This is a genomic window from Cohnella terricola, from assembly GCF_007786475.1.
Taxonomy (GTDB): Bacteria; Bacillota; Bacilli; order Paenibacillales; family Paenibacillaceae; genus Cohnella; species Cohnella terricola.
In genome coordinates this window covers 79,367-101,169 of sequence record NZ_VNJJ01000009.1, presented here as the reverse complement: position 1 = coordinate 101,169, position 21,803 = coordinate 79,367, and the positions used below count along the sequence as shown (strand labels likewise).

25 protein-coding genes are annotated in these 21,803 nt (G+C 52.2%); 7 read left to right on the top strand and 18 right to left on the bottom strand.

Annotation, left to right across the window (positions count from 1 at the left end):
* Positions 1 to 58: 58 nt before the first annotated feature.
* From FPZ45_RS16475 to ilvB, 6 genes are all read right to left on the bottom strand, one after another.
* Positions 59 to 607 carry a peroxiredoxin gene (locus tag FPZ45_RS16475; protein WP_144704140.1) on the bottom strand — a complete coding sequence of 183 codons (549 nt, stop codon included), beginning with the start codon at positions 605 to 607 and terminating at the stop codon, positions 59 to 61.
* A gap of 128 nt (positions 608 to 735) precedes the next feature.
* Positions 736 to 1,815, bottom strand: a complete 1,080-nt coding sequence (gene leuB / locus FPZ45_RS16470) for a 3-isopropylmalate dehydrogenase (RefSeq protein ID WP_144704137.1) — start codon at positions 1,813 to 1,815, stop codon at positions 736 to 738.
* A 196-nt stretch (positions 1,816 to 2,011) separates the two neighbouring features.
* Positions 2,012 to 3,208 carry an aminotransferase-like domain-containing protein gene (locus tag FPZ45_RS16465; RefSeq protein WP_144704134.1) on the bottom strand — a complete coding sequence of 399 codons (1,197 nt, stop codon included), beginning with the start codon at positions 3,206 to 3,208 and terminating at the stop codon, positions 2,012 to 2,014.
* Positions 3,209 to 3,303: 95 nt separating this feature from the next.
* Positions 3,304 to 4,296: a ketol-acid reductoisomerase gene (gene ilvC / locus FPZ45_RS16460; protein ID WP_144704130.1), complete on the bottom strand. Its 993-nt coding sequence runs from the start codon at positions 4,294 to 4,296 to the stop codon at positions 3,304 to 3,306.
* A 150-nt stretch (positions 4,297 to 4,446) separates the two neighbouring features.
* Positions 4,447 to 4,932, bottom strand: coding sequence for an acetolactate synthase small subunit (gene ilvN, locus FPZ45_RS16455; RefSeq protein WP_144704127.1), 486 nt, complete (start codon positions 4,930 to 4,932; stop codon positions 4,447 to 4,449).
* Positions 4,929 to 6,674: a biosynthetic-type acetolactate synthase large subunit gene (ilvB, locus tag FPZ45_RS16450; protein ID WP_144704124.1), complete on the bottom strand. Its 1,746-nt coding sequence runs from the start codon at positions 6,672 to 6,674 to the stop codon at positions 4,929 to 4,931. Before ilvB ends, ilvN begins: the two co-directional genes overlap by 4 nt.
* Before the next feature lie 540 nt (positions 6,675 to 7,214).
* Here ilvB and FPZ45_RS25380 point away from each other — a divergent pair.
* Positions 7,215 to 7,661 (top strand): GNAT family N-acetyltransferase, encoded by a 447-nt coding sequence (locus FPZ45_RS25380; protein ID WP_186438426.1) that lies wholly within the window; start codon positions 7,215 to 7,217, stop codon positions 7,659 to 7,661.
* Positions 7,662 to 7,727: 66 nt separating this feature from the next.
* On the opposite strand, the gene FPZ45_RS16440 is transcribed toward FPZ45_RS25380, so the two are convergent.
* Positions 7,728 to 8,012, bottom strand: coding sequence for a 50S ribosomal protein L33 (locus FPZ45_RS16440; RefSeq protein WP_144704118.1), 285 nt, complete (start codon positions 8,010 to 8,012; stop codon positions 7,728 to 7,730).
* Between the two features lie 270 nt (positions 8,013 to 8,282).
* On the opposite strand from FPZ45_RS16440, the gene FPZ45_RS16435 reads away from it, so the two are divergent.
* On the top strand, positions 8,283 to 8,960 hold the full coding sequence (locus FPZ45_RS16435) for a helix-turn-helix domain-containing protein (RefSeq protein WP_144704115.1): 678 nt from the start codon (positions 8,283 to 8,285) through the stop codon (positions 8,958 to 8,960).
* A 742-nt stretch (positions 8,961 to 9,702) separates the two neighbouring features.
* Complete coding sequence (locus tag FPZ45_RS16430; protein ID WP_144704112.1) at positions 9,703 to 11,058, top strand: lytic polysaccharide monooxygenase; 1,356 nt, start codon at positions 9,703 to 9,705, stop codon at positions 11,056 to 11,058.
* A gap of 131 nt (positions 11,059 to 11,189) precedes the next feature.
* Here the strand turns inward: FPZ45_RS16430 and rplT are convergent, their stop codons facing one another.
* The 4 genes from rplT to FPZ45_RS16410 all read right to left on the bottom strand — a co-directional run bounded on the left by rplT (position 11,190) and on the right by FPZ45_RS16410 (position 13,880).
* Complete coding sequence (gene rplT, locus FPZ45_RS16425; protein ID WP_144704109.1) at positions 11,190 to 11,549, bottom strand: 50S ribosomal protein L20; 360 nt, start codon at positions 11,547 to 11,549, stop codon at positions 11,190 to 11,192.
* A gap of 64 nt (positions 11,550 to 11,613) precedes the next feature.
* On the bottom strand, positions 11,614 to 11,814 hold the full coding sequence (gene rpmI, locus FPZ45_RS16420; RefSeq protein ID WP_144704106.1) for a 50S ribosomal protein L35: 201 nt from the start codon (positions 11,812 to 11,814) through the stop codon (positions 11,614 to 11,616).
* Between the two features lie 16 nt (positions 11,815 to 11,830).
* Complete coding sequence (gene infC, locus FPZ45_RS16415; RefSeq protein WP_144704103.1) at positions 11,831 to 12,325, bottom strand: translation initiation factor IF-3; 495 nt, start codon at positions 12,323 to 12,325, stop codon at positions 11,831 to 11,833.
* Between the two features lie 316 nt (positions 12,326 to 12,641).
* A complete protein-coding gene (locus tag FPZ45_RS16410) occupies positions 12,642 to 13,880 on the bottom strand; it encodes a glycosyltransferase family 2 protein (protein WP_144704100.1) in 1,239 nt (412 codons plus the stop codon).
* A 510-nt stretch (positions 13,881 to 14,390) separates the two neighbouring features.
* Here FPZ45_RS16410 and FPZ45_RS16405 point away from each other — a divergent pair.
* Positions 14,391 to 14,915 (top strand): phosphatase PAP2 family protein, encoded by a 525-nt coding sequence (locus FPZ45_RS16405; RefSeq protein ID WP_144704098.1) that lies wholly within the window; start codon positions 14,391 to 14,393, stop codon positions 14,913 to 14,915.
* Between the two features lie 54 nt (positions 14,916 to 14,969).
* On the opposite strand, the gene trmB is transcribed toward FPZ45_RS16405, so the two are convergent.
* Positions 14,970 to 15,719 carry a tRNA (guanosine(46)-N7)-methyltransferase TrmB gene (gene trmB / locus FPZ45_RS16400; RefSeq protein ID WP_144704095.1) on the bottom strand — a complete coding sequence of 250 codons (750 nt, stop codon included), beginning with the start codon at positions 15,717 to 15,719 and terminating at the stop codon, positions 14,970 to 14,972.
* A gap of 163 nt (positions 15,720 to 15,882) precedes the next feature.
* Between trmB and FPZ45_RS16395 the strand changes: the two genes are divergently transcribed.
* A complete protein-coding gene (locus FPZ45_RS16395; protein ID WP_144704092.1) occupies positions 15,883 to 16,299 on the top strand; it encodes a cupredoxin domain-containing protein in 417 nt (138 codons plus the stop codon).
* A gap of 55 nt (positions 16,300 to 16,354) precedes the next feature.
* Here FPZ45_RS16395 and FPZ45_RS16390 read toward each other — a convergent pair whose 3' ends face one another.
* From FPZ45_RS16390 to FPZ45_RS16365, 6 genes are all read right to left on the bottom strand, one after another.
* Positions 16,355 to 16,978: a phosphatase PAP2 family protein gene (locus FPZ45_RS16390; RefSeq protein ID WP_144704089.1), complete on the bottom strand. Its 624-nt coding sequence runs from the start codon at positions 16,976 to 16,978 to the stop codon at positions 16,355 to 16,357.
* A 166-nt stretch (positions 16,979 to 17,144) separates the two neighbouring features.
* Positions 17,145 to 17,567, bottom strand: coding sequence for a MarR family winged helix-turn-helix transcriptional regulator (locus FPZ45_RS16385; RefSeq protein WP_144704086.1), 423 nt, complete (start codon positions 17,565 to 17,567; stop codon positions 17,145 to 17,147).
* 86 nt (positions 17,568 to 17,653) lie between these two features.
* A complete protein-coding gene (locus FPZ45_RS16380; RefSeq protein WP_144704083.1) occupies positions 17,654 to 18,334 on the bottom strand; it encodes a hypothetical protein in 681 nt (226 codons plus the stop codon).
* Positions 18,331 to 19,224, bottom strand: a complete 894-nt coding sequence (locus FPZ45_RS16375; RefSeq protein ID WP_144704081.1) for an ABC transporter ATP-binding protein — start codon at positions 19,222 to 19,224, stop codon at positions 18,331 to 18,333. Before FPZ45_RS16375 ends, FPZ45_RS16380 begins: the two co-directional genes overlap by 4 nt.
* A complete protein-coding gene (locus FPZ45_RS16370) occupies positions 19,221 to 19,592 on the bottom strand; it encodes a GntR family transcriptional regulator (RefSeq protein ID WP_144704078.1) in 372 nt (123 codons plus the stop codon). Before FPZ45_RS16370 ends, FPZ45_RS16375 begins: the two co-directional genes overlap by 4 nt.
* Before the next feature lie 134 nt (positions 19,593 to 19,726).
* Entirely contained in the window at positions 19,727 to 19,912 is a 186-nt protein-coding gene (locus tag FPZ45_RS16365) for a hypothetical protein (protein ID WP_144704075.1), read from the bottom strand.
* A 334-nt stretch (positions 19,913 to 20,246) separates the two neighbouring features.
* Here FPZ45_RS16365 and mnmL point away from each other — a divergent pair, with 334 nt between their 5' ends.
* Together mnmL and mnmM are read left to right on the top strand one after the other, a co-directional pair.
* A complete protein-coding gene (gene mnmL, locus FPZ45_RS16360; RefSeq protein WP_144704072.1) occupies positions 20,247 to 21,230 on the top strand; it encodes a tRNA modification radical SAM protein MnmL/YtqA in 984 nt (327 codons plus the stop codon).
* Positions 21,208 to 21,786, top strand: coding sequence for a tRNA 5-(aminomethyl)-2-thiouridylate-methyltransferase MnmM (gene mnmM, locus FPZ45_RS16355; protein ID WP_144704069.1), 579 nt, complete (start codon positions 21,208 to 21,210; stop codon positions 21,784 to 21,786). The genes mnmL and mnmM overlap by 23 nt, the downstream gene beginning before the upstream one ends.
* Positions 21,787 to 21,803 lie beyond the last annotated feature (17 nt).

The window sequence follows — 21,803 nt, the reverse complement described above, 5'->3', positions numbered from 1 at the left end:
GGATAGAAAACTCCCCGGAACTTTCGTTCCGAGGAGTTTTCTATCCGGGTTAAACGGTTTATTGAGCGACGAGGTTCTTGTCGCCGGCTTTCCAGTTCATCGGGCACAAGCCGCCGGATTGCAGAGCTTGCAGCACGCGCAGAGTTTCGTCAACGCTGCGGCCCACGTCGTTGTGGTTAACGACTTGGTATTTCAATTCGCCGTCCGGATCGATGATGAACAGACCGCGCAGAGCGACGCCTTCTTCATCGATCAGCACGCCGTAATCGCGAGCAACTTGTTTCGTAATGTCCGCCGCGAGCGGGAAGTTCAATTGGCCAAGACCGTTGTCGTTCTTAGGCGTATTGATCCATGCGCGGTGGCTATGTTTGCTGTCGACGCTGACGCCGAGAACTTCAGCGTTCAAACCTTTGAACGTTTCAGCCGCTTCGGAAAGCGCCGTGATCTCCGTCGGGCACACGAATGTGAAGTCGAGCGGATAGAAGAAGAATACCAACCATTTGCCGCGATAATCGGACAAAGAAACTTTACCGAAATCTTTACCGTCGCCGTTCGCCGTTTCCAATGTGAAATCCGGTGCGGGACGTCCTACTAAACGTTCTGCCATGCCGAATGCCTCCTAGTTAAGCCCAGCCTTGCTGCTAGTGCTTTCTGAATTTGCTCTCGACAAAAATCGTACCAAACTCGGACAGGCTCGTCAAGATGATAACAATTCCTTTTTTAGAATTATTATAATTAATTTCTCAAAGCCGCCACAATTAGATCGCCCATCGCGCCCGTTCCGATCGCTTTGCTCTTATCGACCGCGATATCGCCCGTACGGTGGCCCGCGTCGAGCACATTTTTGACTGCCGTTTCGATTGCCGTTGCCGCGTCTTCGTACCCAAAGGTGAGGCGGAACATGAGCGCGACGGACAAGATCGTCGCGATCGGGTTGGCGATGCCTTGGCCAGCAATGTCCGGCGCGGAGCCGTGCACCGGCTCGTATAAGCCAAAGCTGCCTTCACCCAAGGAAGCCGAGGACAGCATGCCGATCGAACCGGTCAGCATCGCAGCTTCGTCGCTCAGGATGTCGCCGAACATGTTCTCTGTCACGATGACATCGAAGCTCGAAGGACGGCGCAGCAATTGCATCGCGCAGTTGTCGACGAGTACGTGTTCCACTTCGACGTCCGAATATTCCGGTGCGATACGGTTAACCGTTTCTCTCCACAGGCGGGAGGTTTCGAGCACGTTCGCTTTGTCGACGGAAGCCAGACGTTTGCTGCGCTTCTGAGCCACTTCGAACGCTTGGCGTACGATACGTTCGATCTCCGTTACGTTGTATACGCATGTATCGACGGCTTCCTCACCTTGCGCGCCTTCGCGGCGGAATTTCTCGCCGAAATAGATACCGCCCGTCAGTTCGCGAACGACGATCAGGTCAGTGCCTTCAAGCACTTCCGGCTTCAGCGTGGATGCGTCCTTCAGGCAATCGAATACGACGGCCGGACGAATGTTGGAGAACAAGCCGAGCGCTTTGCGAATGCCGAGCAATCCTGTCTCCGGGCGAAGCTCCTTCGAATTGTTGTCCCATTTCGGACCGCCTACCGCGCCGAGTAATACGGCATCCGCTTTCTGGCAGATGTCCAACGTTTCTTGCGGAAGAGGCGTGCCTTTCTCGTCGATCGCGATGCCGCCGAACAGGCCGTGTTCGAATTCAAACTTGTATCCGAACAATTCTTCTGTTTTTTTCATGACTTTGATCGCTTCCGCGACGACTTCTGGACCGATACCGTCACCAGCGATGACGGCTATTTTTTTCGTTTCTGACATCGTTCTTATCCACTCCACATGTAGGTTATAGTTGTCCATTGAGACCTTCTCTCAATTGTAGTACATTTCCCCTCAAGAGACAAAATAGATAATAACTATCGATTCTATAGTTTTCGCCTATGTAAGGTTTGCAACTACAAACCATTCGGACGCCCTGGATAAAGGACGTCCGTCGTGAATCCGAAATACACGCGATTTACTTGACCAATACGGTCTGCATCGCTTCGTTTAATCGTTTCATTCCCGTAACGGTGCCTTCGAAGTCGTTGTGCGTGAAGTTCAAGCGCATCGTGTTCTTGCCCGTATTGTCGGCGAAGAATGAGACGCCCGGGACGAACGCGACGCCCAAGTCGACAGCGGTCTTGAGCAGCTCCGCCGTATCGACGGACTCCGGAAGCTCGAGCCAGAAGAACATGCCGCCTTTCGGCTCGTTCCAGGTTACGCCCGGCCATTCTTGCTCGGCAAGAAGATCCGCCATCTGGCGCATGCGTGCTTCGTATTCTTTGCGAACGAACTCGATGTGACCCGCCAGATCGAAGTGCTCCATTAACTGATGCAGCGTCTGCTGGTCGAGCGAGCTCGAGTGAAGATCCGCGGCCTGCTTGGCGCGGGCCATATGACGGATGATCTCCGGATCGGCCATTACCCAGCCTGTACGCAGCGCGGGAGCGACCGTCTTCGAGAACGTGCTCGTATAGACGACACAAGAGCCTAGCGGATGTTGGTCGAGGGAGAACAACGACGGATAGTGAATCGACGAATCGCCGAATTTCAATTCTCCGTAAGGATCGTCTTCCAGAATGAGCGCCTCGCTGGCCCGGCACAGCTCAAGCGCGCCTTTGCGGCGCTCCATGCTCCAGGCTTTGCCCGTCGGGTTGGAGAAAGTCGGAATCACGTACACGAGTTTCGGACGATACTCCTTCAGCTTGGCGGCCAGATCCTCTAGCACCATGCCGTTTTCGTCGGCGTCCACGGATACGAGAACCGCGCCGTAAGAGCGGAATACTTGCAATGCCGATAAATAAGTGGGCTTCTCAACTAAAATGACGTCGCCCGGGTCGATGTAGATGCGCGTCAACAGATCGATCGCCTGCTGCGAGCCGGTTGTGATCAGCATATCGTCCGGCGTTACGGTCACGCCTTTATGTGACATCCACTTGCATATGCTCTCACGAAGCGGCAAATACCCTTCCGTCAGCCCGTATTGAAGCGCTTTATTGCCTGCCGCCAGCACCCGTTGGAAAGCTTCTCCGATCGCCGCGACCGGGAAATGTTCTTCCGCCGGCAATCCGCCCGCGAACGAAATTATCGATTTCTTCTGCGTCAGCTTCAAAATTTCGCGAACCGCAGAAGAAGAGAACGAGTCCAGCTTCTTGGAATAACGGTAGTTCATCTAACGTTCCCCCGTTTCATAGAGATCAAGTTGACGCCGTTGTTTAGCAAAAACCCCGGCAGCGCTATGCCGGGGTTTCCTGTAATAATCGGTGATTATTTATTGATCCAGTGCATCAGGCCACGAAGTTGCGCGCCGACGACTTCGATCGGATGCTCGGCTTCGTTGCGGCGGGTAGCCGTAAGGAACGCGCGTCCGGATTGGTTTTCAAGGATGAAGTCGCGAGCGAATTTACCTTCTTGGATATCGGAAAGCACGCGTTTCATTTCTTTTTTCGTTTCTTCCGTCACGATGCGTGGGCCGGTAACATAGTCGCCGTACTCCGCCGTGTTGGAGATCGAGTTACGCATGGAAGCCAGACCGCCTTCGTACATCAGGTCGACGATCAGCTTCAGCTCGTGCAAGCACTCGAAGTAAGCCATCTCAGGAGCATATCCTGCTTCAACCAGCGTCTCGAAGCCCGCTTTAACGAGCGCGGAAGCGCCGCCGCACAGAACGGCTTGTTCGCCGAACAGATCGGTTTCGGTTTCTTCTTTGAAAGTCGTTTCGATAACGCCCGCGCGAGTACAGCCGATGCCTTTAGCATAAGCCATGCCGATCTCGAACGCTTTGCCTGTACCGTTTTGGTGGATCGCGATCAATCCTGGAACGCCGAAGCCTTCGACGTAAGTACGGCGAACCATGTGGCCTGGGGATTTCGGAGCGACAAGAAGAACGTCAGCGTCCGCAGGAGCTACGATCTGGCCAAAATGAACGTTAAAGCCGTGAGAGAACATCAGTGCCGCGCCTTTTTTCAGGTTCGGCTCGATTTCGTTTTTATAGACGGACGCTTGCGTTTCGTCCGGCATCAGGATTTGCACAACGTCCGCTTTGCGAGTTGCGTCGGCAACGGAAAGAACTTCGAAACCGTCATTGCGAGCGCTTTCTGCGGATTTACCTTCGCGAAGGCCGATGATGACGTTTACTCCGCTGTCGCGAAGGTTTTGCGCTTGCGCATGGCCCTGGCTGCCGTAACCGATAACTGCGATCGTTTTGCCTTTAAGAACGCCAAGATCAGCGTCTTTCTCATGGAACAAGTTAACTGCCATTGGATTGTGTTCCTCCTTAAAATAAGTAAATAATTTGTCAACCCTCGAAGCGGGCGTTCCAAGAGAGACGTTCCCGGTGCTAGCGCCGGCCTCTCTCCTCGAATACCCGCTCCGGCGGGCTTAATTACGCATAACAAGCGTTTTTTCAACTTATTTGGCGCCTCTGTTCATCGCGGTAACTCCGGTTCTCGACAACTCGCGGATGCCGTAAGGCTTGAGCAACTCGATCATCGCGTCGATTTTCTCGGAATCCCCGACGACCTGAACAATCAGGCTCGACGGACCGATGTCCACGATCGCTGCGCGGAACGTCTCCACGATGCCCAGAATTTCCGGACGCATGGACGGTTCCGCTCCGATCTTGATCAAACCGAGTTCCCGGCCGACCATCGGATTGCTGCTGATGTCGATGACCTTAATCACATCGATAAGCTTGTACAATTGCTTCTGGATTTGCTCCAGCGTATGGTCGTCGCCAGTCGTAACGATGACCATACGGGAGAGTCCCGGCTCTTCGGATGCGCCGACGGTGATGCTCTCGATGTTATAGCCGCGGCGGCCGAACAGGCCAGAGACCCGTTGCAGCACGCCCGGTTGGTCGTTCACTAATATCGCTATCGTATATTTACGGTTCATTCGGCATCCCCCATGATCATCTGATCGATCGTGCTACCTTGGGTAACCATCGGATAGACGTTCTCGTGTTTGCGGACGACGAATTCCACGACCGCGGGACCCGGATGCGCAAGCGCTTCTTTCCAGACTTGCAGAGCATCGTCTTTGTTCGTCGCGCGATAGCCTTTCACGCCGTAGGCTTCGGCAAGCTTCACGAAGTCAGGACTGCCTGCGAGATCGATGTGGCTGTAACGGTTATCGTAAATCAGTTCTTGCCATTGGCGTACCATGCCAAGCACCTGGTTGTTGATAATAACCACTTTGACCGGAATGTTGTTGATCGCGCAGATCGCAAGCTCTTGGGCGCACATTTGCATGCCGCCGTCACCGTTGATGGAGACGACCGTTCTTCCCGGGTTGCCCATCTGCGCACCGATCGCGGACGGGAAACCGAAGCCCATCGTCCCGAGACCACCCGACGTCACCCACGAACGCGGCTTGTTAAACGGATAATATTGCGCCGCCCACATCTGATGCTGACCGACGTCCGTCGTAACGATCGCGTCGCCGTGCGTCGTTTCATGAATCATCGAGATGACCCATTGAGGCTTCAATTCCGTATCGGAATCGATGTATTTGAAAGGCTTAGCCGCCTTCCATTCTTGGATCTGCTTGCGCCATGCGTCCGCTTTGGCCGCAGGTTTTACCAGTTGGTTCGCCTGCTGCAGCACGGCTTTCACGTCGCCGACGATCGGAATGTCGGTCGGCACGTTCTTGCCGATCTCCGCCGGATCGATGTCGATATGAACGATCTTCGCGTTCGGCGCGAAGCCGGACAGTTTGCCGGTAACCCGGTCGTCGAAGCGGGCGCCGATATTGATCAGGAGGTCCGCCGTCTGAATCGACGTATTCGCGGTCCATGTGCCGTGCATGCCCGGCATGCCCATATGCAGTTCGTGCCCGCTCGGGAATCCGCCTAGGCCAAGGAGCGTCGTTGTCGTCGGAATTCCCGTTTTCGTGACGAATTCGAACAGTTCCTCGTGCGCTCCGGAGTAGACAACACCACCGCCCGCGAGAATGACCGGTTTCTCGGCGTTCTCGATGGCGCGGATCATTTTCTCCACTTGGTTCTTGTTCGGTTGAACCGTCGGGTTGTAACCGCGAAGATGAACTTCGGACACCGGCTGGAATAACGTCTTCTCCGCCGATACGTCCTTCGGAATATCGATGAGCACCGGTCCTTTGCGTCCGCTATTGGCAATATGGAAGGCTTCGTGAATGACGCGAGGCAGATCCTCCGCTTTACGTACGAGATAGCTGTGCTTCGTAATCGGCATCGTGATGCCGACGATATCGGCTTCTTGGAACGCATCCGTTCCGATCAGGCTCGTCGCGACGTTCCCCGTAATAACGACCAGCGGAACAGAATCCATGTATGCGGTCGCGATTCCCGTGACCAGGTTCGTCGCCCCCGGTCCCGAAGTCGCGATACAAACGCCCACCTTGCCGGTAGAACGGGCATAACCGTCGGCCGCGTGGATCGCGCCTTGCTCATGCCGGGTCAGCAGATGCTGGAAATCGGTGAAGCCGTGCATCGCATCGTAGATAAACAGAACCGCGCCGCCCGGATATCCGAAGACGCACTCCGCACCCTCCAGAAGCAAACTGCGAAGCAGCATTTCCGATCCAGTGATGACTTCCGGCTTGCTCCATTTCTCGATTAATTCTTCTTTGGACTTCATTGTAACACCCTGTGTACTCATCTTTTTTCCTCCTTTCAACAAATCAAAAAGCCTTTCGTCCCGACGCCAATATGGCTGTCAAGGGACGAAAGGCTATAGCTTTCGCGGTACCACCCGAATTTACCGCCCACCTCACGGTGACGGCCTTATAAAGTATGAGCTTCCGCTTGAACAAAACACGGAATCCTCCATACTTCAAGCGCAATAACGTGCGCTACTCCGTTTCTCCCTAATGCGCCTATGCGGCGGTTCAGGGGAACAGCTCCGAGGAGACTTCGCGAACAGGGATTAAGGCATCGGTTGCAGCGTTTCCGACGCTCTCTGAGCATAAGAGCCCTATTGCTTTTTCCTCATCACGGCTATTTGATGTTCAGTCGATTTAGGATTTATTATATTCTTCGCAAACCCATTCGTCAATACACATCTTCGTTCGCATTTCATGCATTTTGCGGGTTCATTGCCGTTACCATCGGAGCGGCAGGTTCATACGTTGTACAATTAGCGCTTGTTGACGCAAGAAACGACAGCCGATCAACTGAACCGGCAGGGGAGGTACCCCGCTTGATCCGATGGAGACAATTACGAGACGACAAAGGTATTGTCGAGCTGGTCCGCAATGAATTGGTTCCGATTTCCCCTTGGCGACATCCCAGGGACGGCAGGTTGTTTGCCGAGATTTCCCACCGCCTTCGCAGAGGCCCAACATTAGTTGCCTCCCGAACGCTCAGAAGCCCTCCGATCGGTTTTCTTCACATGGAGTTTCGCGGCGGCGCATTATTTATCGACCTGCTTGCCGTAGATTCCCGTCATCAGAGCAAAAAACTCGGAACCCTGCTCATGAACCGCGCAGAAAGCTACGGCCGGTCAAAAGGATGCAAGTGGGCCCACCTCTTCGTCGACGATCATAACGAGCGAGCAATACGATTCTACCGCCGACGCGGTTATCATTCCGTTCGCTCAATTGAATCCTTGAAAATCATCGAGCTTGCGAAATCGTTAGACGACTAAACAAAAAGCAGCGGTTCGGGCCGAATTCGGCTCGAATCGCTGCTTTGTCATCTGCACGATATCGGGTTACAACCAGCCGTCATAACCATAGCCATAGCCGTAGCCGTCGTATCCATAGCCTGGATATCCCCATCCGAATCCGCCGTCTACCGCGCCTACAGTGAACAAGTCCAACAAGGCCAGCGACAGAAGGGCTTTCGTTTGCACCTTTTTGTTTTTCGGCTGCTCCAGGATGAGCGTGTTTCCCGAAATGCTTGCCAGCTTGCCCGTTGCAACGGTTCCGTCCTTGCGAACGGCATAAATCTGTTTGCCCACCAGCTTCTGCGCTTGCGAACGTGTAACGCGCGACATAGTCATGCACTCCTCCCTTTGCACGATCGATTGCCTTCACGCTGTGCCATTTACCTTACGCGCCAACATCCAATCCAAACGGCGAAGAGCTTAACTCCCCGTTGTCCTGTAACATATGGTCGAGGAGTCTATCGCGCTTGTACCTCTGTCCTTATGCTCGTAAATGGGGCTTGTGGTAAATTGGAAATCTATGGTATTTTATGTAAGTAAGCTAGTACTTTTTTGTGTTAAAAGCTTCGTAAATATCATTGGATTAGGAGGTTTCATTACGTGGTAGAAACGGCGGACCCGAAATTTGAGTTTGCTTATGAAAAATGGTTGGACAAGCACATCAAGATGGACTCCGGCGAGAGGAAACGCAAGCTTGCGAAGGGAATCGGCTACGCCCAGAAAATGTTTCTGTTCAAAATCTGGTGGCCCCTATTCCGGAACCTGAACGAGATGATTCCCGAGTTCGAGGTTCGCGATTTTAAAGACGGTTATCGGTATTTGGACTTCGCTTGGCAACTAAACATGGCGAACGTCGCCATTGAGATCGACGGCTTCGGCCCCCATTGGCGTAACGTCGACCGGTGGCAATTCGCCGACCATTTGCGGCGTCAAAACGATTTGATCCTTGACGATTGGATCGTGCTTCGTTTCTCTTACGATGAGATCATGGAGCACCCACGCAAATGCCAACAAACTATTATGCAGGCAAAAGGGAAGTGGGGTCACGTACCGCATCCGCCCTCTTCTGCAAACGATCCGATCGACCGGGCGATTCTGGATTACGCGGCACACGCGGATGGACCTTTCTCTCCTGCTGAAGCAGCAGAACGCTTAGGCTGGAACCGCGTTACTATCGTGCGTCGGGCGAAGGACTTATCCGCAGCGGGAAAGCTCATTCCGGCTGTACCCGGCAAACAGCGGAATAGAAGATATATTCTCAACTCATCCGACCAATAGAGCTATTTATAACGCACTGTCAGTGCTCTATCATCACCTCCAGCTCCTCCAACTCGCTCATAACGCACTGTCAGTGCTTTATCATCAGTTTCAGCTCCTCCAACTCGCTCACAACGCACTGTCAGTGCTTTATCATCAGTTTCAGCTCCTCCAACTCGCTCATAACGCACTGTCAGTGCTTTATCATCAGCTTCAGCTCTTCCAACTCGCTCACAACGCACTGTCAGTGCTCTTTCATCACCTCCAGCACCTCCAACTCGCTCACAACGCACTGTCAGTGCTCTATCATCAGCTTCAGCACCTCCAACTCGCTCATAACGCACTGCCAGTTCTCTATCGCGAGATCCAGCTCCGAACGAGACGGCGGGGCTAGGTATTCTACGAGTTTTAAGTAGAATATTGTCGAAATTTATCCCTATTTTATCGAATTTTAACCCTAATACTCTATTAAAAAGAGTTATTTTATAGCTAAGCGCTTATTTTTCACCAGTCTTTCCATTTTCCTCTACCCCTTCTCATCGCCCCCATTGGCGGCAACCTCGAATCCCCTTTTGTCGCCTTCTTTCAACTCCGATCTTCTGTCACTTCTTGTTTTGTATGTCCGATTAATTCGTTTAAGGAGGTGGTCATCTTCACGCCTGCCTGCTTAAACGTGCGTCGCACCGTCGTCAGGGTGGTTTATTGGAGGTGAAAACTAGCGTCTGGAAGACCAAAAATCAATTTATTTAGGAGGAATGGTTTTATGTTGCGGCAGTACACGTTTAATTCGTCAAAATGGTTGAAAATGTTAGTCGTTGTCATCGGTATGTTCATCGCGTTTGCGCTATCGGCATGGTTCGCAGACAGCGCGTCCGCACACGGTTATGTGGAAGGTCCCTCCAGCCGCGCTGCCCTGTGCAAAAACAACGTAAATACCGACTGCGGCTCGATCATCTATGAGCCTCAAAGTCTGGAAGCTCCGAAGGGCTGGCCGAATGCAGGACCTGCGGATGGGAAAATCGCCAGCGCAGGCGGTGCCTTTCCAAAGCTGGATGAGCAGTCCGCCACCCGCTGGGCCAAAGTAAACGTCACGTCGGGACCGACAACGTTCTCCTGGAAGCTGACAGCCGCCCACTCAACCGCAAGCTGGAAATATTATATTACGAAACCGAACTGGGATTCGAACGCCCCGTTGACCCGGAATTCCTTCGATTTGACGCCGTTCTGCAGCCTGCCGTACAGCGGCCAGCCGCCGGCTAACTTCTCCCATACCTGCGACATTCCGGCTCGCACCGGATACCACGTCATCTTGGCGGTATGGGAAATCGCCGATACGGCCAATGCATTCTATAACGTCATCGATGTCAACTTCACCGGACCGTCCGACACCATTCCGCCGACCGCTCCTAGCAATCTCGACGTCACAAATACGACTTCCTCGACAATTGCGCTCTCCTGGACGGCTTCGACCGACAACGTTGGCGTTACCGAGTATCGTATCTATCGCAACGGTGTTCAGGTCGGCACCGTTAACGGCACGACAACGACATTCCTGGATACTGGCCTTGCTGCCAATACTTCCTATGTCTACAAAGTCGTCGCACGAGATCTCGCTGGCAATACGTCGCCCGACAGCAACTCTGTGACGGGCACGACTAATCCGCCCGCACCTGACACTCAGGCGCCTACCGCCCCTGTAAACTTGCATAATATGGGCGTTACGCCGAACAGCGTCTCCCTGATGTGGGGAGCCTCAACGGACAATGTCGGCGTAACGGAATACCGCATTTACAACGGTTCGACTTACGTTGCTACTGTGAACGGATCGACGCTATCTTACAACGTAACCGGATTGTCGCCGGACACTAGCTACACCTTTACCGTCTATGCAGCCGACGCAGCCGGTAATGTTTCTCCGGCGAGCAACGCGCATACGGCGAAGACTGCGAGCGTCAACACTTGTCCGGCTCCTTGGAGCACAACGCAGGTTTACGTAAACGGCGATCAAGTCACGTACAACGGCAAAATCTATCAAGCCAAATGGTGGACGCTGAACGAACGACCGGATCTGAGAAGCGGCGAATGGGACGTCTGGAAGCTCATTGGCAACTGCTCTTAAGTCTCGCAATAACGCAACAGCCCCCGGCACCCTGCCGGGGGTTTTTGGCATCTGTTAATCGCTACCCCAATAATGTCGGCATTAAAAAAAACAAGCCCCGGTTCCCCGAGGCTTGTCTGCTCACGCGTAGCTTACGCGTTGATTTTTGCTTTAGCTGCGCCGGCAAGCGAGTTGAACGCGCTGATGTCGTTCACGGCCAGGTCGGCAAGCATTTTGCGGTTGACTTCGATGCCAGCCAGCTTCAGGCCATGCATCAATTTGCTGTAGGACAAGCCATTCTGGCGAGCTGCAGCGTTAATACGCACGATCCACAATTTGCGGAAGTTCCGCTTCGTCTGACGACGGTCGCGGTATGCGTACATCAAGGATTTCATTACTTGTTCTTTAGCTTTCTTAAACAGGCGATGTTTCGCGCCCCAGTAACCTTTAGCCAACTTCAACATTCTATTGCGACGACGGCGCGTGACGAATCCGCCTTTGACTCTTGCCATGATTCATTACCTCCCGGAAGTGTTCTTCAAAAAGTCCGAGACTTTTTGAACTGTTGTATCTACATTATTTCAGGTTTGCGAGTTGTTGCTGCATGCGACGAACGTCGCCTTGAGCTACTAGCGGTTGAGTACCTAGAACACGTTTTGCACGTCCCGATTTGTGGGAAAGCAAGTGGTTTTTGTAAGCTTTGAAGCGTTTGACTTTACCAGTTCCGGTAATTTTGAAACGATCTTTCAAGCTGCTGTGCGTTTTCATTTTAGGCATGAATTGTATCCTCCTGTCAGTGGGCTTTCGGAGCCAAAATCATAATCATGCTACGGCCTTCAAGCTTAGGCACGCGTTCAACAATACAGATATCGGTGACTTCGCTCGCCACACGCTCCAGAATCTTCTGGCCGAGCTTGGCATGCGTAATTTCGCGACCGCGGAACCGCACGGAGCATTTCACCTTGTCGCCTTCGTTCAAAAATTTCACAACGTTGCGAAACTTCGTTTGGTAATCATGTTCCTCGATGTTCGCACGAAACCAAACTTCTTTAAGGTCGACGATTTTCTGATTCTTCCGAGCTTCCTTTTCTTTCTTCTGCTGCTCATAACGGAATTTGCCGTAGTCCATAATGCGGCACACAGGAGGTTTTGCCTGCGGCGCCACGTTGACTAAGTCAAGATTCGTGTCAATCGCCATCTGCATCGCTTCACGAAAAGGTTTAATCCCCAGTTGCTCGCCTTCTGAGCCGACCAGTCTGACTTCTTTCGCCCGGATTTCCTCGTTGATTTGATGATCCTTGCTAATAATGTTCCACCTCCGAATTAGTCTGCCGAGTGAATGGTTGCAAACAAAAAAATGCGAGTCGTGTCGACCCGCATTCTAGTCCTAACGTTAACGTCCATGCTCGGAAACCATCGTTTCTTCCGCACTTCACGTCCATCGTCGGCTACGCTGACCCGTCAGCCGAAGCCGATCAGGTGAGAAGCGGGTGCTCCTTCTTGCGCGTGCTGATTAATTTTCATAAACAGTCACAACGATTACTTTATCATGACGTCTACGCGATGTCAACATATCCGTTGTGTGATCTGTCGCTGATCTTTTCTTACATTTGTTTGCCTTGGACTTCTTCCAGCCGAATGACGCGCGTATGCTGCGTATGGCTCCAAGTTTTGTTGTTTTGCGTGAAAAAGGCGTAAAACGCGATCGGCCACCAGGACAGGAAAAATACCGGGAACAGCAGCAGCTTCAAGTACATTTTCCAATTGACTTTCTCCATCAGCATGGCGATTGGACATTGCAGATAACCGTACAGCACGATGGTCAGCGACAAGCCGAGCGGCATTTTCGAGTAGATGGATGTCAGGTGCGGACCGCCCGGAAGCATGATGTCGAACCAAAGCGCGAGCGTAACCAGGAAACCGATCAAATAGATGAACGCGTTAAAAATATACAGAGCGGCGTCGATCTTGACGATGCTCCCCGTACGGATGCCTTGCCACAGCAAAGGGAGCAAATAACGGCGGGATACGTCGAAGTGTCCTTGCATCCAGCGCAGGCGCTGGCGGGCGGACGCTCGGAACGTAATCGGCTTCTCGTCATAGACGCGCGCGTCATAGTTGAATTTCGGGTAGATGCCTCTTTGAATACAGCGAACGGTGAATTCCAAGTCTTCGACGAGGCTTGTTGCGCCCCACCCCATATCCTTGAGCAGCTTCGTCTCGAAGCACATTCCCGTACCGCCGAGGAAGTTAGACAACTTCAGATTATACCGGGGCAATTGCCATAGCCGGTTGCAGAACCAGTAAGTAATGCCGTTGGCGGCGCTGATCCAGGAGTCGTGCGGGTTTTTCGTATCCAAGTAACCTTGGATGACGCGGTAGCCGTTGCACAAATCCTCGTTCATGTATTGTAGGAAGTTCGTCGCGACCAGGTTGTCGGCGTCGAACATGACGATCGCATCGTATTGCCGAGGATTTTTCCAAAGCTCCTTAAGCATCCACTCGATCGCGAATCCTTTGCCTCGTTGGTTCGGATTCGTTCTTTCGCAGGCATATACGCCCTCGTACTTGCGTACGACGTCCGCGGTTCCATCCGTGCAATTGTCGCAAATGACGAAAATATCGAACAGCTCGCGCGGATACTCCATCTTCAGCAAGTTCTCGATCAAAGCTCCGACGACAGTCTCTTCGTTGTGCGCGGCCACGAGCAGCGCGAACGACTTAGTTGGCTTGTGGGTAATCCGTTCTCTCCTGCGGTACCAGCCGAAAAACGACAGAATGATTTGATACACCCCGATCGCCGCGGCAAGTCCTTGGATCACCATAAGAACATTGTTAAACATATTCAGTTGTACCCCCTAGATCCCTTTTTTCTTTTTCTCTTTTTTCTCTCTGAGTGTTTTTTGTTTTTTCTCTTTGTCTTTTTGTTTACTAAGTGACCAACGCTATTCTTTATTGCCCCCTCCAAAAGAGATAATCTTGATTGTTATCCGTTTGCTTCCTTTTGTCAAAAGGAGATTAAATCCAAAATCGGTTGCTTTTCGGTAAGATGCGGCTTTCAGGTCGACTAACCGACGCTCGCAACGGAATATTCTGCTTCTCAACCCGGATTTTCATCGAATTTCATTGATTCTCTATCCGAAGACCTATGCTCATTTCACAGTAAATTAACGAAAAGCGTAACGACAAGGTTGCAGCCAATAGAAGTTTACCCAACGAAGGGGTTTATAAAACTGCTTTTCCACGATTCGGAAATTCCACGTTAATACTGTCATGACAATGGCGTTATATGTTAGAGAAGGAACGAAAAGTTCCCCGCTATGATCAGTATGTTCAAGCCTAAGGAGGAGAATATGAGCCGATTCTACCGTATCCTTCTGGAAGTAGAGCGCCCATTGTTCCTGCATGTCAACACACGTTGGAATCGTTCCGCTTTGAACTGGATTTTTCAGCTTTTGTCCCTGATCGCAGGTGCTACATTCAGTCTTGCCATCTCTCTTGCAGCAGGGTTATTCGCACCGGGGCCATGGAGCCATGCGGGCTGGCTTGCTTTCGCTTCCATCGTTCTCAGCCACATTCCCGTCGCGATCGCCAAACGCAGCGCGCCGCGGCTTCGCCCTTATCAAGTGCTGCCGCAGACGAATACCGGCCGCCGTCCCCTTAAAGATCCATCTTTCCCATCCGGACATACGACCGCCGCATTCGCTATGCTGACGCCTTGGATGCTGATGGAACCGCTGTTCATCCCGGTTTTGCTGCCGATCGGCATCGGCGTCGCCTTGTCGCGCATCTACTTCGGCCTTCATTTCCCAAGCGACACCGTAGCAGGCGCGGTACTGGGCAGCTCTACCGTTCTCCTATTATCGATATGGATATAAACGTTAAAAAACGTGCTAGCCAATTCCGGCAGCACGTTTTTTGATCGCTTATTATTATTCCTCTTCGAAATCCTTGGTCGTTCCTCTGCGGAATTGCTCTTGCAGCTCCTCCGCCACCGTACGGCGATGCTCTTGAAGAACTTTGTCGCCGATTACCGCTTCCAGTCTATAGATCGGCTTCCCCTGGCCGATGAATTTCGCCTCGTACTCTGTCAGAACAAGATCTTCCCGCACACCGTTGCGGTGCAGATCCAAAGAAATATTGCGCATCTGCAATTCGCTGTCGGAGAAGCTGTTCAACGAGAATTCGAACAGGCTTAACGAGTCGGTCTTGAAGTGGATTTCTCCGATGTCGTTCAGCACGTGCTTATATTTCATCAGAAAACGCGGGTGTGTCAGACGGCGCTTGCCGTGCTTCGACTTCGGCCACGGATCGCTAAAATTCAAGTAGATGCGAGTCAGCTCGTTCTCCTCGAACATGTCGTCCAGAAATTCGACATTGCCCCGCACCAGCGCAAGGTTCGGAACCTCCTCCGAGTCCTTCTCTTCCTTCCACAGCTTCCGAGCTTTCTCGCTGCCGCGCTGAAGCAGCTCATCGTATATATCCATTCCGATATAATTGATTTCCGGATTGTTCGCGCTCCACCGGCTGATGAACTGACCTTTGCCCATTCCGCACTCGATGTGAATGGGATTGTCGTTGCCGAAAAACTCTCTCCAACGCCCCTTCAACTTCTTGGGCTCGAGCACGACGATATCCTGTTGCGATTCCAAGCTTTCCCTTTTTCTTCCGCGAAGTCTCATTCCATTTCCTCCCGCAGCCCATGGCCGCCTAACGTCAATGAATCTTATTTTGCCCAATTCCGGGCCGGTTGTAAAGATAAGATTACCGCCCAGCAATCCCCTTCCCGAATTGAAGTGAAAATTTGATTTATGGGCATATTAGTGGTGAAGGGAGGCACATTTTATGAAAAAATCCATATGGTTACTCGCGATTGTCGCGGCGATCGCCATGTTCGCGCTAAGCGCGTGTGCAACCAAAAACAACGCAAACGTTTCTCCGTCCTCGCCGCCGCCTAGTTCTCCGCCCGCAGGGACTTCCCCAGCTGCCGGAGGCGGTGCGGTGAAAGAAGTGACGGTTAACGCCTCGAACTGGAAGTTCGAACCGAATGAAATTACGGCGAACGTCGGCGATACGCTGAAGCTGACTTTGAACAACACGCAAGGCGCGCACGGCCTCGAGATTCCGGATTTCGGCGTCAATCTCAAAAACGGCGATACCAAGGAAATCAAGCTCGATAAAGCCGGTTCATTCGAATTCCATTGCTCCATTCAATGCGGTCAAGGTCATGACAGCATGACGGGAGCGCTCATCGTTCAATAATCGAAAAAAAGGATTGCGGTTGTCCCTCTTCCCCCGGACGTTCCGCAACCTTTTTTTATTTGATCAGTCTTTGATTCCATTTGCGAAAAAATTCGATCATTAGTCCTAGCCATACGCTGCTTGCCAAGTAGCCCCCGATGACATCGCTCGGATAATGAACGCCCAAATAAATTCGGCTTAAACCGATGCAAAGGATGAGCAGGGAACCGATAACGACAAGAACGATTTTCCCGGCGCCGCTCCGGACGTGCCTCCATAGCAAATAAATCAATGCGCCGTATAGCGCGAACGCCGCCATGGAATGTCCGCTCGGGAAACTATAACCGGTTTCCTCCACCAGACGGTGAAGATTCGGACGCTCCCTGTGAAACGTATTTTTCAGCACTTTATTCAGTAAAGCAGACCCGCCGACTACGGCGACGAAAAAAATCAATTCCTTGCGGTGTCCGAGAACGAAAGCCAGAAAAAGAAACGCTACTGCGGATATTAGCGTTGCGCCGATCGTCGAGCCGATCCAACTGAATCCTTCCATGAGGCGAGTTAGACCCGGAGTCTCCCAGCCTTGAACGGCTGCGATCACGTTTTGGTCGAATCCGGTTATATGATCCGTAAAGGTGAGCGCGCAAACGCACGCGAATAGAATAATGACCAACCCCAACCAGACATAACTTCTTCTCAAATCCCCAACCCCTTGCCGAATTTTTACACTAAGTTAATAGAAGTTTATCATATTCGGCAGGATTCACGAAAAAGAGGACAAACAAAAAAAGTACTTGGGAAGGACTCATCTTCGCCAAGTACTTATGTTTGTTTTGCGCGGATGACGCGTAATCGCTCTGTCGCGATTAGTTATCATCGACAAGCTTAGAGAACAACTGGGCCATTATGGCTACCTCGACATCGGAAAGAACGGAAAAGATCCTTCTCGATACGCCTTCCCACTCTTCTTTGATATCGGGATAGGCTTTCCTGCCTTCGTCGGTAATTTCCATGAAAACGGCACGCCGGTCCTGCTCGGTCTTGATTTTGCGAATGTAGCCCAATTGACCTAATTTATCGGATATGACCGTAATTCCGCCGGAAGAGACAGCCAAATTTTCCATTAACTCTTTGGCCTGCATCGGCCCCTTCTGATATAGAAGAATTAGCATAAAAGCCTGACTACTAGTAAACCCGCTCTTGTTTGATCTTTGCCATTCCGATTCCCACATTTTGCGATGAACGACAAATTTTTCGAGATAAGTCGATAACCATCCATTTCTGTCCAATCGGAAATTCTCCTTCAAGAGTCATTGTATTAGTCCTCATAGCCTATATCCATTATATACGATCACTGGAAAGCTTTCCAACCAAGTCAGAACGATGCCTTGCGAAGCAGTAAATAAGACAATCCAACGTAAACAAGCGTCAATAAGAACAGTCCGTTTGCTAGACCCAGCACGGTCAAATCCACAAACCAATCGAAGACGGCACGCAATCTGTCGAACACGGAGAGCAGGTAAACCGCGAATGTAATCGCCACCCCAAACGCGATGAAGAAGAAGAATAACCCGTCGCGACCGAACTTGCGGTAGATCGATGAAATCGCGAATCCGACGAAGAAGAAATGCAACATCATGCTGAACAGCACCCAGAACTTCTGAATCAGCGGCCCATCTGTCACGTAGGAAATATTAAAAAAGTGAAGCTCGATCCCCCAGTAACCGGTCTGTCGCTCGACGTAACCGAGAATAAGCAGTAGAATCACCGAGCCCGCGCCGATCAGCGCGATCGTCGCGGTCGTACCGAGGAAGTAATCTTTTCTCCTTGCCCCGAATCCGATCAGAAATGGAAACGTCTGACCTACGCTACCGACACCGAGTACAAGCATATAAACATAGATCGAACTCAACCCACCGGTCTCGATCTTATCTCCGACCGACGCACCGATAATCACGTTTACGGTAAAGCTGATGCCAAGAATCAGCCATGGCATCATCGCCCAAGACCACAGGTCCGTCAAATGCGTTTTTACGATACCCGCCACTCTGCTCATAGCGCTTCCTCCTTATTTCCGCTTTTGCTCCCGGTCAGATGAACGATCATCTGCTGCAGGGATACCGGCGCGATCTCGAGTCCGAGCTCGGAGGCCCGGGCGCGGTCTTCCGCGGTCAACGCTCCCAGTATCGTCGCGGACGAGAGTCCGCCGAACGGTTCGCGGTGGATGACTTGCTTGCCCGCCAAGAAAAATTCGACCTTCGCGGCCGAGCCGACGATTTTCGAAGCTCTCCCCCGCAACGCTTCCGCTTCCTCGTTCAGAATCAATCTGCCCCGATCGAGAACCAGAACGTGTTCAAGCAACTGGCTGACTTCGTCGATCAGATGCGTTGACAGGATAATCGTGCGCGGGTGTTCCGCGTAATCCTCAAGCAATTTGTTGTAAAACAAACTTCTCGCGACCGCGTCCAGTCCCAAATACGGCTCGTCGAAAATCGTCAGAGGCGCCCGGCTGGCCAACCCGACGATGATACCGACGGCGGACAACATCCCTCTGGATAGCTTGCGGATGCGTTGTTTCAAAGGAAGATTAAACAGTTCGACGAGTTCGTTAGCGAATTTCCGATCCCAATTCGGGAAGAACATCGGCGATACTTTCAGCACATCCTCCATTCGGAACATATCGGGATATCTCTGGCTTTCTTTAATGAAGCAAATTTGTTTTAATACGCGTTCGTTCTCGTATGGATCTTCTCCGAACACTTTGATCTCTCCAGACGTCTTGAACAACTGTGCCGTCAGGATGTGCATGATCGACGTTTTGCCCGCTCCGTTCCTTCCAAGCAAGCCGTAGATTTTCCCTTCCTCCAGGGTAAAGCTGACGTTATCGATTGCGTTGACTTTGCCGAACTGCTTAGAAAGTCCGACAACCTCGACGATTTTGTTCATGGCTTCTTAGCCCCTCTCTTGACCATTTCGGTGAGCTGCTCTTCGTTAATGCCCAGCTTCTCCGCTTCCTTCACCATCGTTACGACGTACTGCTCGAAAAATTGCTCCTTGCGCTTCTCGACGATTTTCTCTCGCACTCCCGTCGCCACGAACATACCGATCCCTCTCTTCTTATACAGAATTTCTTGATCCACGAGCAGGTTTACGCCTTTCATGACCGTCGCCGGATTGATCTGGTAAAATGCAGCGAACTGATTGGTCGAGGGCACCTGCGATTCCTCCGGCAATCTCCCCTCGATAATATCGTTCTCGATCCGTTCAGCAATCTGCATGAAAATAGGGCGGCTGTCATCCATGTGAAACGTCATTTCCTCACCACCACGTTAGTCGGTTAGTTACTCATGTAACTAACTATATAACTAGTGGTTGAAATTGTCAAACCTAAAAAAGAACGAATCCCCAAAAATGGGTATTCGTCCTTTGTTTGCGTATCCGATTAATCTTAATGCGACCGTTTGTATTCTTCGATATAGTGGTCTTCGATAATGCTCTTAAGCTTCTTTCGTGCCGAGACTTCGATGCTATGATTGTTGGGGAACTTAGCTCCGGACAAGGCCAACACTTCTTTCACCGTCAATTCGACCTTAACCGTATCGTCCCCTTGCGGAATGCGCGTGCTCGAATTCATTACGCTCACCTCTCCAATAGGTTGTAATCGCTTTGCGTCTAGCCTGCCCGAGGTATGGAAACGACATGAATGAATCTGCGAAAAATGTTGTAATGTCAGGTTTTTTCATTGATTTGACGCACTTTTAATATAACACATCATGTTAGGTATTTCAAGCCGAACTTGATTCAAGATCGATGTTTGTTTGAAATCGGACTCCGTCCGATCAATCGGTAATCGGAATGAAATAAAGCGTTATCACGGGGTTATGAACCAGGAACTTGCGGTCCGCCCTCGCATTTTGATTCGATTTTCGCTACAATTATACCGACCTCAGCAAAGGACGGATGCATCGATGACAACGACCGAAAAAGCGGATCGCGCTCCGCTGTTATGGGCGGACAAACGATTTCACACTTGGAATTACGAAATGCGGGAAACGTTCGGCGAGAAAGTATTCAAAGTCATGCTGGACGCCGGCTTTACTTGCCCGAACCGTGACGGCAGCATCGCCGCGGGCGGATGCACATTCTGCAGCACGCGGGGCTCCGGGGACTTCGCCGGCAGCCGGCGGGACGATCTCGTCTCGCAATTCAATCATATTCGCGATCGCCAGCATTTGAAGTGGCCCGATGCGAAATACATCGGCTATTTCCAGGCCTACACGAATACGTATGCGCCGGTGGAGACGCTTAGGGAATATTACGAAGTCATTCTCGAGCAGCCGGGCGTCGTCGGATTATCGATTGCGACGCGGCCGGATTGCCTTCCCGACGACGTCGTGGACTATTTGGCCGAACTCAACGACCGCACGTATTTGTGGGTGGAGATGGGACTGCAGACGATCCACGAATCCACTTCGCAGCTCATTAACCGCGCTCACGATACCGATTGCTTCGTCGACGCCGTAAACCGGCTGAGAACCCGGGGGATACGCGTCTGTGCGCACATCATTCACGGCTTGCCCGGCGAGTCTCGCGAGATGATGCTGGACACCGTTCGAGCCGTCGCGGCGATGGACGTCCAGGGGATCAAAATCCATTTGCTTCATTTAATGCGCAAAACGCCGATGGTCCGCCAGTGGAAGGAAGGCCTGCTGCGCTTCCTGGACATGGACGAATACGTCTCGCTCGTCGTCGATTCCCTCGAGATGCTTCCGCCGGATATGATCGTGCACCGATTGACCGGGGACGCTCCGCGCGATCTGCTGATCGGGCCGATGTGGAGCTTGCGCAAATGGGAAGTGCTGAACGCCATCGACGACGAGCTCGTCCGCCGCGACAGCTGGCAAGGCAAGGCCTGGAAGGGAGCTCCGAATGGGATTCCTGTCCGTACTTAGCCAAGCCCAGCGCTGGGTGAAGGAACGGGCCGAATCGGGAGACATCGTCGTGGATGCGACGGCCGGCAACGGCTCGGATACGCTGTTCCTCTCACGGGCCGTCGGCCCGCAAGGACTCGTATACGCCTTCGACGTTCAAGCCGAAGCGCTTGCCAGCACGGAGCGCAGGCTTTCGGCGGAGGCGGAGCCGAGCTCGCTCTCTCCGGTGAAGCTTGTGCTCGCCGGTCATGAAACGATGGGCGACGTGATTCCAACCGACAAGCATGGAAGGATTGCCGCGGCGATGTTTAACCTCGGCTACCTGCCTGGCGCGTCGTCTCCCTTGATTACGAAACCGGAGACGACACTTGCCGCGCTGGATACCGCGCTTAAGCTGCTGCGAAGCGGCGGCATTCTGACCGTCGTCGTCTATCCGGGCCACGAAGGCGGTCTGGAGGAAGCCGATGCGGTGACGGCTTGGGCCGCGGAAGTCCCGCAGAACGTCGCGCAAGCCGTCCTGTACCGTTTTCCGCAGAAAGCGGCGTCGCCTAATCTCATCGCCTTGAACAAGAAGTAAGCGGCGAGTATTCAAAG